The organism is Nonomuraea sp. NPDC003804 (genome assembly GCF_040610675.1).
Lineage (GTDB): Bacteria > Actinomycetota > Actinomycetes > Streptosporangiales > Streptosporangiaceae > Nonomuraea.
Genome location: NZ_JBEXMT010000044.1, coordinates 21,332 through 32,127, shown reverse-complemented (window position 1 = coordinate 32,127; position 10,796 = coordinate 21,332). Strand labels below are relative to the sequence as shown.

The window sequence follows — 10,796 nt, the reverse complement described above, 5'->3', positions numbered from 1 at the left end:
TGACTTGCAGAACACTTGACGGGGCGGTGGGCGGCCCTATACCTGCCGGGGTCGCTCCGCTCAGGACTGTGCGATCCGCTGGACCTGAGTGAGATCGGCCAGGTAGAGGTGCGGGACGTCCACGAACACCCGCAGGGGACCGCAGCCCAGGCCGAGATCCCGCGCGATCTCGGCCTGGACGTCTCTGAGCGGCACGTAGTTCAGGTAGCAGGTGTAGGCGTTCTGCGAGCGGAACGACGCCGTCATCACCAGCGCGCCCTCCCTGATCCTGACCGCCACCGCGGCCAGGCACGGCACGGCGTCGTACGGCTCGCCCGGCCTGGTCAGCGACACCCACGCGCTCTTGCTGTACGGCCTGGCCCGCAGCAGCGTGGTCGCCCACTCCAGCTGGGGCGTCAGGCGCTGCCCGTAGCTGTACTTGAACGGCGGGATGACGTCGCCCTCGGTGAACTTACGGGTGTAGAGGGCGTGCTTGGCGGCGTCGCCGTACCGCCTGAGGATCGGATCGTCGTCCCACCGCACGTCGCCGATCTCGAACAGGACCGCCGCGCCCTCGATGACCGGGCCGCGGTCGTCGTCGGCGGGCACGCCGGACGCCTGCACGTGCCGCATCAGCCATATCCACGCCTCCCCACACGACGCCCACCTCGTGGGCTCTGCCATCAGGTCTCCACGTTCGGGAAGTTGTAGGGGTTGTGGGGCAGGCGGCGCCGCCTGGTCACGTTGCAGCGCACGTAGTAGACCGAGTAATGCACCAGCGCCACCAGCAGGATGCTCAGCAGCAGCAACGGCGGGTTGAGCTCGCCGCCGCTGAGCCCGGTGACGCCGACCGTCAGGTAGGCGGAGTTCACCAGGGCCAGCATCATCACGTTGACCCCTGGCCATGCCAGCGGCGCGTAGGTCTCCGGGTAGCGGGGGTCGACCGGCAGGTTCGGCGACCAGTCGAACTCGTCCTTGAGGCGGGTGACGTAGAGCAGCCGGAAGTTGTTGAGCGCCCTCGCCGTCCTGGCGTGCGCGTTCACCGCCTCGATCAGGCGCAGGAAGGGCAGCACGCCCAGCAGGCCGAAGGCCGCCACCAGCGCGTAGAGGTACCACGGCACGGTGTCCCACCTGGTCAGGCTGGCGGGGTCGACCACCTTGGTGCTGGTCAGCGCGATCGCGGCGGCGAACGGCGCCGACAGCAGGCTCATCGCTAACCGGGTCATCTTGAGCCGCTCCTCCTTGGCAGCCAGATGAACCGCGTAGATCCCGTTGAAATCCACGGCGGCCAGTTGGAGGAACTGCGTCGCTTCGAGCGGCGTCGGGGGTTTCCGCATGAGCGTGCTCCTGGAATGCCAGATGCCTCCAGTATGAGCGGCCGTCCTGAGTTTTGTACCAACAAATCTCAACTTGCTCGGGTCAAAGTTTGCCGCTCCGCGTGGTCGATGTAGGCGGTCGGCAGGCCGTACATGATCGCGGCCATCTCGCTGTCGTGGATCACGGGCAGCGCGGAGACGGCGTCGGCGGCCAGGCCGCGGCAGTACTCGAGGGTGTCGCCGACGATCGTGGTCTCCCTGAGCGCGGCGAGGGTGGCGGCGACGTCGTCGCGCAGCACCGAGGGGTCCTTGGCCATCGCGCGCAGCATGGGAAAGGTGTAGACGCCCTGGCGCAGGTCGTTGCCCGACGGCTTGCCGAGCCGCTCGGCCGGCGCGGTGAGGTCGAGCAGGTCGTCGAGGATCTGGAAGATCAGGCCGAACCGCTCGCCGTACAGCGCCATCCTGGCCTTCTCCTCGTCCGAGGCGTGCGCGCAGATGGCGGCGACCAGGCAGGCGGCGCGGAACAGCGCCGCGGTCTTGCCGGTGATCGAGCGCAGCGCGCTCTCGACTGTCCTGCCAGGGTCGAACTGGTCGGCCGTCTCCATGAACTGGCCCTCGGCCAGTTCGACGACCGTCGCGGCCAGCACCTCGGCGACCGGCCTGGACACCGAGGTGATCGCGGCCAGACCCGCTCTGGCCAGCATGAAGTCGCCGATGACCAGCGCCTTGCCTTCGCCCAGTTCGGCGTTGAGCGTGCGGGCGCCCCGGCGCTGCGCGGCGCCGTCCATGAGGTCGTCGTGGACGAGGGAGCCCGCGTGGATCAGCTCCACGCACGCGGCAGCGGTGATCACCCGTCGGTCGGGGGTCTTCCCCAGGGCCAGGCAGGTGGCCAGCGTCAGCGCGGGACGCAGGCGCTTGCCGCCCGCGGTGATGATCCTGTCGGCACCCGCGTTGATGCCGGGCAGCGCGGAGGAGCCGGCCAGCCGCCTCATCCTGTTCTCCACCTTGCGCAGCCCGTGGGTGATCGCGGGGGTGTTCAGCAACTCATCCATGCCCTCCAGCCTGGGTCGCCCTTGCTGTGGATTGCCTGAGAGCGGCTGTGAGCGGGCTCAGCGCGGGATGCGTGCCGTATCCGCGGCGGAAGGCGATCAGCGTGCGCCGCTCGATCGGCAGCGCGGTCAACATGACGCCTACCGGCGGATTCGCCGCGGCGAGCAGGGGGACGAGGGCGACGCCGTGGCCGGCCGCCGCCAGCAGCAGGACGGTGTCGAAGTCGTCGATGTGATGAACGACACGCGGCTCGAACCCGGCGGCGTGGCAGGCGCGCACCGCCATGGTGTGGCACAGGGTGCCGGGCGTGCTGACGATCCACGCGTCGTCGCGGGCCTCGGCGAGGGTGCGCCTGGTCGTGAGGTACATCGGCTCGGTGAGCAGCGGCATGGTCTCGATGCCCTCGTCGACCACCGGGGGCACGAAGTCGTAGTCGTGGACCAGCGCGACGTCGAGCTCGCCCGCCCGCAGCGCGGCGGCGACGTCGGCCGGGTCGATCTCGGAGATCATCGGCTCCAGCGCCGGATGATCGTTCCGCAGGACGGCCAGCGCGCCGGGCAGCAGCGCGCGGGCCGCCGTCGGGAACGCGCCGATCCGCAGCGGCCCCGCCGGGCCGGTGCGCGTGGCGGCCAGCGCGGCCTCGGCCCGCTCCAGGCTCTCCAGGACGGTTTCCGCGTGCTCCACCAGCACCCGCCCGGCAGGCGTCAGCACGACCGTGCGGCCCGTCCGTTCCAGCAGCGGCAGGCCGGCCTCGCGTTCGAGCGCGCTGAGCTGCTGGGAGACGGCCGAAGCGGTGAAGGTGAGCGCGTCGGCGACGGCGGCGATCGTGCCCCTTCTCGACAGTTCGCGCAGGAGGCGGAGCTTCCTCGGATCGAGCATAAGAAAACCTTACGGTGCGGCGTAGAAACGTGAACTGGTGGTGATGGTGGTCCGTCCGCCAGGGTGAAAGGCATGCTTTCCGGAATCTACGTACCGCTGATCACGCCGTTCACCGCCTCGGGGGAGGTGGCCTACGACGCGCTGGAGAAGCTCGCCGCCGGCGCGCTCGACCAGGGCGCCGCGGGGCTGGTCGCCCTCGGGACGACGGGCGAGCCCTCCTCGCTGACGCCCGCCGAGCGCCATCAGGTGGTGCGGATCTGCCGCGACGTGACCGCCGCGTACGGCACGCAGCTGATCGTCGGCGACGTGGAACTGGCCGAAGGCGCCACGGCCGCCCTCGTGACCGTGCCGGCGTTCGTCCGGCCGGGCGAACGCGGCGTCCTGGCGCACTTCGAACGGCTCGCCGAGCGCACCCCGGTGCCGCTGGTGATCTACCACATCCCCTACCGGACAGGACAGCCGCTGACCGCCGCCACCCTGCGGCGGCTCGGCGAGCACCCGATGATCGCCGGGGTCAAGTACGCCACGGGCGCCGTCGACCAGGACGCCGTCGCGCTGCTCGGCGACCTGCCGCCGGACTTCTCCGTGCTGACCGGCGACGACACCTACCTGTCGCCCATGCTCGCGCTCGGCGCCACCGGCGGCATCCTGGCCTCCGCGCACCTGCACACCGCCTCGTTCGTGTCCATGGCCGCCTCGTGGGACCGGGCGCTCGGGCACTGGCTGGCCGCCCTGTCGGCGCAGCTGTTCGCCGAGCCGAACCCGACCGTGATCAAGGGCGTGCTGCACGCGCACGGCCTCATCCCCACGCCCGACGTACGGCTCCCGCTGGTACCCGCGACGGCGGAATCGGTGGCCCGAGCCCTAGATTGGGGCGCGTGAACTGGCTGAACGAGACAGAGTACGCCGCCTGGATCGGCTACCGGCGGATGCGGCTGCTCCTCGATCTGGAGATCCAGCGCGACCTGATGCGCGAGTCGGGACTGTCCGAGCCCGACTACGACGTCCTGTCGAACCTGTCGGAGGCCCCGGAGCACCGCATGCGGCTGACCGAGCTCGCCGTCCACATGCGGTGGTCGAAGAGCAGGCTCTCCCACCACATCACCCGCATGGCCGAGCGCGGGCTGGTCAGCAGGGAAGAGGTCGCCCACGACGCGCGGGGCGCTGCCATCGTCCTCACGTCCAAGGGGCTCAGCACGATCAAGGAGGCCGCCCCCGGACACGTGGCCTCCGTGCGCAGGCACTTCATCGACCTGCTCACCGAGGACGAACTGCGCGCCATCGCCCAGGTGGCGCGGACCGTCCTGGCACGGCTCGAATAGAACGGCGCGGGTAAGCCGCCCACCCCGCTCAGGCGGCCGGTCGGCCCGCGGTGATGACGTCGAGGGCCCTGCGGGGGGTCCCGCCGAGCAGCGCGCGCAGGTCGCCCGCCGTACCGGACATGAAGCCATGGGCGATCGACGAGTACGTGCTCATGATCATCGGCTCCTGGAAGGCCCGCAGGCCCAGGAGCGGGAGCACCGACCGGGCCTCGGCCAGCGGGACCGGCTCGTAGGACGCCCCCAGCGCCGCGGCCACGTCGGCGCCGCCGATCGCCTCCTCACCGACCAGTTCATAGGTACGGCCGGCGTGCGCGGCGGCCTCCGGCGTGACGTTCGCCGCGACGTCGGCCAGGTCCTCCCTGGCCACGGCGGACAGGCGGCCGTCGGCGAGCGGGGCGGTGATCCTGCCCTCGGCGTCGGGGACGGTGAGACCGGCGAAGAACTCGGCGTACAGGCCGTTGCGCAGGACGGTCCACGCGGTGGTGCCGCGCCGGAGCCTGCGTTCGGTCCAGCGGTGGGGAAGCGCGTAGGTCAGGTGGTCGCCGTCGCCGCTCAGGCTGGTGTAGACGATGTGACCCACCCCCGCCTGCTCGGCGGCGCTGATGGCGGCCTCGTGCCGGGCGATGACCACGTCGTCCTCGCCGTATCCCGCGGAGATCAGCAGCAGGGTGGCGACCCCCCGGAAGCCCTCCACCAGCGTGGCCGGCTGGTCGAAGTCCACGAGGCGCTGACCGTGCTCGGGGGTGCGGCTGCCGACGACCACGTCGTCCCGCCCCGCCAGACGCTTGACGATCAGTTGGCCGAGCCCTCCTGAGCCGCCGGTGACCAGAATCATGAACAGCCTCCTTGCCAGATGGTTCTCTTTGGTAACCAGTATCGTGACGGGGGTCGTCCGCCATAAGGAGGCACATTCATGTCAGCCACTCACACCGGGGTAACCACCTCGGGCGAGCCTCACGTCTCCTGCGCCGAGGACTGCGGGATCAGGGAGGTGCTCGACCGCATCGGCGACAAGTGGTCGGTGCTGGTCGTGGTGGAGCTGGCGCACGGGGTCCGGCGGTTCAGGGAACTGCAGCGGGCGGTCGACGGGATCTCGCAGCGCATGCTCACCCTGACCGTGCGGCGGCTGGAACGGGACGGGCTGGTGTCCCGCACGGTGTATCCGACGGTGCCGCCGCAGGTGGAGTACGCGCTGACGGACATGGGGCACAGCCTGACCCACCTGCTCAGGGCGATGACCGCATGGTCGGCCGAACACCGCGAGGCCATCGCCGAGTCCCGCCGGCGCTGGGACGCCGACCACCCGGACTCCACCATCCGCTGACCCCGCGCGCTGGGCCGACCGCCGATCCGGCTCGGCGCCGCCGGTGGGTCAGCGGTCGGGGCGGCGGAGGGCCGGGGGAGAACCCGGCCCGCGCCGCCGGTGGGTCAGCGGTCGGGGTGGCGGAGGGCTTGGCCGATGTCGCCCACCCGGTCGGCCAGCAGGCCGATGGCGCCGACCGCGCGGGTCACCGGGTCGTCCTCGGCCCCGCCCAGCGCCTTGGTCCGCAGGTAGGCCGCCTTGATGTCCGCCCACCTCGCCGCCTGCTCGGGAGTGAGCCGCCCGCGCAGCTCGGCCAGCTTCAGCAGGTTCGCCTCCGCGCCGCTGGTGAGCGTCTGCGCCTCCCCGAGGTAATGGTCGTCGATCACCTGCTCCAGCTCGGCGTCGTTCATCACCGGCACGATCCGCTCGGCCAGCTTGTTCATGTTGCGGTAGGAGCCCTGCAGCCGGTACGGCGGCTCGGTGCGCGAGTCGTCGGACTGGGCGGCCGAGGCGATGTAGGCCTGGTTGTTGGCCAGCACCACCTCCTGCACCCTGACCAGCTTGCGCAGCACGCTGAGGATCTGGTCGAGCTCGACCTTGGTGTAGGGGTGGCTGAGCTGGTCGGTGCGCACGCCCTCCTCGCCGCGCGCGATGCGGACCAGCAGCTCGACGTCGCCCCGGTCGCGGGTGGACAGCGGGGCCAGCACCGGGTTGGAGGTGAGGGCGTTGTCGATGTAGCTGAGCGCGAACAGGTCGTCCTTGCCGGACAGCACGTCGCCGAGGTTCCAGACGTCGGCGCGGTTGGCGAGCATGTCGGGGATGCGGAAGCGCTGCCCCGACTCGGTGTACGGGTTGCCCGCCATGCAGACGGCGAAGCGCTTGCCGCGCAGGTCGTAGGTGCGGGTGCGGCCGTTCCACACGCCCTCGATGCGCCGCTGGGCGTCACACAGCGAGATGAACTTCTGCAGCAGCTCCGGTGAGGTGTGCTGGATGTCGTCGAGGTAGAGCAGGGCGTTGGTGCCCGCCTCCAGGGCGAAGGAGATCTTCTCCACTTCCTGCCGGGCGGTGGCGTCGGGCGCGTCGGCCGGGTCGAGCGAGGTGACCTCGTGGCCGAGCGCGGGCCCGTTGACCTTGACGAAGAGCAGCCCGAGGCGGCTGGCGACGTATTCCATGAGCGTCGTCTTGCCGTACCCGGGTGGGGAGATGAGCAGGAGCAGGCCCATCTGGTCGGTGCGCTTGCCCTCGCCCGCGGCGCCGAGCTGCTTGGCGAGGTTGTCGCCGATCAGCGGCAGGTAGACCTCGTCGAGCAGCCGGTTGCGGACGAAGGCGCTCATCACCTTGGGTTTGTACTCGTCCAGCCGGAGCCGGTCGCGCTCCTGGGCGACGAGCTCGCCGCGGCGCTTCTGGTAGGCGCGGTAGGCGGGGACGCGTTCGGTGCGGAACGCGCGTGTCCTGGCCAGCGTCTCGTCGAGGCGCAGGGTGAGCGTCCGGTCGGTGATCCTGGCGTGGGTGCCGAGCAGCCCCTCGACCGTGGCGGTGAGCGTGGCGCTGGAGTCGTGGCGCGGCAGCTCACACAGCTGGACGGCCAGCGCCTCCGGCAGGTCGTCGGACCGGTCGAAGGCGCTCAGCCACGCGCCGGCGAGCTGGATGCGTTCGGGCAGGTCGAGCGCCCGCAGGTCCTCCTCGAACTCGCGGACGCGGGCGGGTCCGAGCGACTGCCGGAACCGGTCGAGGATGCTCCTGGCGGCGGCGCTGGTGACGAAGCCCGCGGGCCGGCCGGCGAGCTCCTCGATGAGGTATTCGCCGGCGAGCGCCACCGCGGCCGGGTCCGCGGCGCCGAGGACGTGGGGCGCGACGAAGGCGGAGACGGCGGTGGAGAGCTCCGCCGCCAGGGTGTCGAGCGCCTCCACCCGGCCGAAGGCGGCACGGGCTCGCACCAGTGACGCGGCCCGCGTGGCCAATGTTTTACGTGAAACATCATCCAGGCCGAACGCCCAGTAGAGCTGGGCCGCCGCCCGCGCCGCCGGAGGGTAGCGCAGCAGGCCCGCGCCCTCCTGGAGCCGTTGCAGCGCGGCGAGGATCGAGGTCGCGTCGTGGTCGTGGACCCCGCGCTCGTAGCCCTCGTCGTAGCGCTCCTCGGCGGCCAGCCGTACCGCGGCGGCGAGGTCGGCGCCCGGGGCGACGGTGGGCAGCAGCGAGGCGGCCAGGTGTTCGGCGCGGTAGACGTCCGCGGTTTCGGAGACGAGCAGCTGGGACCAGAAGGGCTGTGTGTCGGCGAAGGAGCCGGGGACGGGGGAGCGGTAGTCGGTGCCGGTGATGGAGAAGTGCATGGCGCCGTCGTGCGGCACCAGGGTCAGGTCGATCGGCTGGGTGTTGACGGCGAAGGCGTGGCGGCCCAGCCGGAGCGTCTCGCCGTCGGCGGAGAACAGGTCGAGACGGTCACGCAGCGCCCGGCCCGCCTCCTGCTGGGCGGCCTTGATGCGGCCGTCGAGCTCCTCGGCGCGCACGGTGGCGCCGAGCGCCCGCAGCTCGCCCGCCGAGGAGCGGAGCTTGGCGACCATGGGGTCGGTGGCGAAGTAGGTGTTGATCTCGTCGAGGGACGTCAGCGCCGACACCCGCCGGGTGACGCTCGCGAGGATGCGATCGGTGGAGGCGGTGATGCGGTCGGCTCGCCGGGCCCGCTCGTCGAGCTGGGTCTGCTTGCGCGCCGAGAAGGCCTCGTAGACGTCTTCGCGCTTGGCGGTGAGCTGGGCGGCGAAGTCGTCGAACTCGCCGAAGCGTGACTCCAGCGTCTCGAGCTGGAGCATGAGGCGGCCGAGCTGCTCGTCGCAGCGCTCGGGGGTGTCGGCCATCGCCAGCGCGCCCGTGACCGCCTGCCCGAGCAGGGCGAACTCGGCGGCGAACGCGGCCCGTCCCTCGGTGGCGAGCAGGTGGGTACGGCGGCCGTCGAGGACGGCGCGGGCCCGGTTGACCCCGCCGAGCACCTCGCCGATGCGTTCGAGGATGGAGGTGCGGACCGTGGCGTCGGCGATGTCGAGCGAGCCGACCACCTCGGTGACGACCTCCAGCCCCTCGGCCTGGGCGACGAGCCGCTCGGCGACCGGCTCGGCGGCGGCGACGGTCGCGATGGCGGCGGCGTCGGCCTCCAGCTGGGCGACGGCGGCGTGGTAGCCGGTGAAGGCGTCGGCGCCCTCCAGGAACGCCACCGCCCGCCGGCCGGTGGACGCCAGCTCGTCGGCGAGCGTGGCGGCGAGCCTGTCGAGGGCGGCCAGGTCGATGTAGCGGACCTCGCGCAGCGTCACCAGGCGGCCCTGCGCCCGGCGCAGCTCGGCCAGGCGGGCGACCCAGGCGTCGGCCGAGGCCGGCGTCTCGGCGCCGGCCTGCCGTACCAGGGTGGTGGTCTCGGCGGTGGCGGCCTCCATGGTGGCGGCGGCCTGCCGGGTGAGCTCGGCGACGTTCTCGTACTCGTCGAGGACCTGCTCGGCGGTGGCGCGCACATCGCCCAGCGGGCCGCGCAGCCCGTGGTCGCCCAGCCAGTGGTAGTGGTCGAAGGCCCGGGTGCAGGCGGCGATCAGCGCCTCGAAGGTCGCCTGGGAGGGCGCCATCTCCTCGACCATGCGGGCCACCGACAGGCAGTCGGAGATGCCGCGCACCAGCTCGGCGTTGCCGATGCGGTCCAGCGGTCCGGTGCCCGTGGGCTGGGCGGCGGCGTAGGTGTCGGAGACGTACGGCGTCTGCCACACCTGCATGGGGTGGACGCGCGTCGGCTCCTCCGAGGTCGCCCTGAAGACCACCAGCGTGCCGTCGTCGAACAGCGAGTAGCCGTGGCACGGCAGCGGGTTGGCGACCTCCTTCCTGATCACGTTGTACGGCAGCAGCAGCGACCGGCCGTCGGCTCGCGCGTGGAAGACGTAGAGCACGTCCTCGCCGTTGGGCGAGCGGATCACCCGCTCGAACTCCAGGTCGGCCACCTGGGTGTCGAAGGTCTTGGACACGCCGGTGGACAGGTAGTAGCCGCCGGGGAAGATGATGCCCTGGTCCTCGGGCAGCCGCTGGCAGGCGAGCGCGATGCCGTCGAGCCTGGTGACGGACTTGGTGCGGGTGTTGAAGACCAGGTGCCGCCACTCGGTCTCCTTGTACGGCTTGACGCGCAGCAGGATGAGCGGCCCGATCCTGGCGTGGTCGACCTCGGCGTCGGCCAGCGACTGGAGTGGTTCGGCGACGGGCTCGGTGTAGATGCCCTCGCCCGACTCCGTGTTGTTCTCGATCTTGATGGTGAGGTCGCCGCCGACCGTCTCGACGAACACCTCGTCCTCGATCGAGATGTGCGGGTGCCGGCCGAGCACGTGGTCGTCTCGCGTGGTCGGCGTCCACTCGAAGTCGTGCGAGGGCGGGAAGACGTGGTCGCGCTCGCCCCTGTTGTCGAGGTAGGCGGTCGCCCCGTGGATGTCGACGGCCCAGCGCAGCACCCGCAGGTCGGTCGGCCCCGTCTGGAAGACGGCCAGCAGCTTGCCCTCCAGCCGTCGCAGCTGCAGGAGCCTGGTCTCCTTGTAGTAGCGGTACAACTCCGCGAAGTCCTTCCGGAACGCCGGGTCGCTGAGCGCCCCCAACTGTTCCGCGTCGAACCTGAACGCGTCGCCGTCACGGCTGAACCTGTGGACGGAGAACACGTCATCCACAGCCGTCTCCGGCTTCAGCCCGATGAAGACGTTGTAGCCGAAGAGCATCAGGTCGCCGACCGAGACGATGTCGCGGGGGACGCAGTTGTTCTCCGTACGGATCCGCTCGGTGCCGATCAGGCGGAGTTCGGCACCGCCGAAGACCTTGAGCCGCTCCTCGTTGACCGCCTCGGCCGCCCTGGCCAGCTCCCTGGCCTGGACCGACAGGCGGTTGCGCAGCACCTCGTAGGTGCCCGCCTCGAGGGCCGCCTCCCGCGCAGTGGTCACG

The 10,796-nt window shown here is 71.3% G+C and carries 9 protein-coding genes; 3 read left to right on the top strand and 6 right to left on the bottom strand.

Going from position 1 to position 10,796, the window contains the following annotated elements:
• Positions 1 to 60 precede the first annotated feature (60 nt).
• From ABZX22_RS40625 to ABZX22_RS40610, 4 genes are all read right to left on the bottom strand, one after another.
• Complete coding sequence (locus tag ABZX22_RS40625) at positions 61 to 612, bottom strand: hypothetical protein (protein ID WP_354921048.1); 552 nt, start codon at positions 610 to 612, stop codon at positions 61 to 63.
• A gap of 50 nt (positions 613 to 662) precedes the next feature.
• Entirely contained in the window at positions 663 to 1,316 is a 654-nt protein-coding gene (locus tag ABZX22_RS40620; protein WP_354921045.1) for a hypothetical protein, read from the bottom strand.
• A gap of 68 nt (positions 1,317 to 1,384) precedes the next feature.
• Complete coding sequence (locus ABZX22_RS40615; RefSeq protein WP_354921042.1) at positions 1,385 to 2,347, bottom strand: polyprenyl synthetase family protein; 963 nt, start codon at positions 2,345 to 2,347, stop codon at positions 1,385 to 1,387.
• The gene (locus ABZX22_RS40610; RefSeq protein ID WP_354921039.1) at positions 2,340 to 3,224 is read right to left on the bottom strand and encodes a LysR family transcriptional regulator; all 885 of its coding nucleotides are present in this window, start codon (positions 3,222 to 3,224) and stop codon (positions 2,340 to 2,342) included. Before ABZX22_RS40610 ends, ABZX22_RS40615 begins: the two co-directional genes overlap by 8 nt.
• Before the next feature lie 72 nt (positions 3,225 to 3,296).
• Here ABZX22_RS40610 and ABZX22_RS40605 point away from each other — a divergent pair, with 72 nt between their 5' ends.
• Positions 3,297 to 4,106, top strand: a complete 810-nt coding sequence (locus tag ABZX22_RS40605; protein ID WP_354921036.1) for a dihydrodipicolinate synthase family protein — start codon at positions 3,297 to 3,299, stop codon at positions 4,104 to 4,106.
• Positions 4,103 to 4,546: a MarR family transcriptional regulator gene (locus tag ABZX22_RS40600; RefSeq protein WP_354921033.1), complete on the top strand. Its 444-nt coding sequence runs from the start codon at positions 4,103 to 4,105 to the stop codon at positions 4,544 to 4,546. Before ABZX22_RS40605 ends, ABZX22_RS40600 begins: the two co-directional genes overlap by 4 nt.
• 28 nt (positions 4,547 to 4,574) lie before the next feature.
• Here ABZX22_RS40600 and ABZX22_RS40595 read toward each other — a convergent pair whose 3' ends face one another.
• The gene (locus ABZX22_RS40595) at positions 4,575 to 5,381 is read right to left on the bottom strand and encodes an NAD(P)H-binding protein (RefSeq protein ID WP_354921030.1); all 807 of its coding nucleotides are present in this window, start codon (positions 5,379 to 5,381) and stop codon (positions 4,575 to 4,577) included.
• Positions 5,382 to 5,459: 78 nt separating this feature from the next.
• On the opposite strand from ABZX22_RS40595, the gene ABZX22_RS40590 reads away from it, so the two are divergent.
• Entirely contained in the window at positions 5,460 to 5,870 is a 411-nt protein-coding gene (locus tag ABZX22_RS40590; RefSeq protein ID WP_354921027.1) for a helix-turn-helix domain-containing protein, read from the top strand.
• 104 nt (positions 5,871 to 5,974) lie between these two features.
• On the opposite strand, the gene ABZX22_RS40585 is transcribed toward ABZX22_RS40590, so the two are convergent.
• On the bottom strand, positions 5,975 to 10,795 hold the full coding sequence (locus ABZX22_RS40585; protein WP_354921024.1) for a DNA repair ATPase: 4,821 nt from the start codon (positions 10,793 to 10,795) through the stop codon (positions 5,975 to 5,977).
• Between the last annotated feature and the right edge of the window lies 1 nt (position 10,796).

Excerpts from the sequence above, each read along its gene's own strand:
- ABZX22_RS40605 (WP_354921036.1), top strand. The coding sequence starts at position 3,297 with ATGCTTTCCGGAATCTACGTACCGCTGATCACGCCGTTCACCGCCTCG.
- ABZX22_RS40615 (WP_354921042.1), bottom strand. The coding sequence starts at position 2,347 with ATGGATGAGTTGCTGAACACCCCCGCGATCACCCACGGGCTGCGCAAG.
- ABZX22_RS40595 (WP_354921030.1), bottom strand. The coding sequence starts at position 5,381 with ATGATTCTGGTCACCGGCGGCTCAGGAGGGCTCGGCCAACTGATCGTC.
- ABZX22_RS40620 (WP_354921045.1), bottom strand. The coding sequence starts at position 1,316 with ATGCGGAAACCCCCGACGCCGCTCGAAGCGACGCAGTTCCTCCAACTG.
- ABZX22_RS40625 (WP_354921048.1), bottom strand. The coding sequence starts at position 612 with ATGCGGCACGTGCAGGCGTCCGGCGTGCCCGCCGACGACGACCGCGGC.
- ABZX22_RS40590 (WP_354921027.1), top strand. The coding sequence starts at position 5,460 with ATGTCAGCCACTCACACCGGGGTAACCACCTCGGGCGAGCCTCACGTC.
- ABZX22_RS40610 (WP_354921039.1), bottom strand. The coding sequence starts at position 3,224 with ATGCTCGATCCGAGGAAGCTCCGCCTCCTGCGCGAACTGTCGAGAAGG.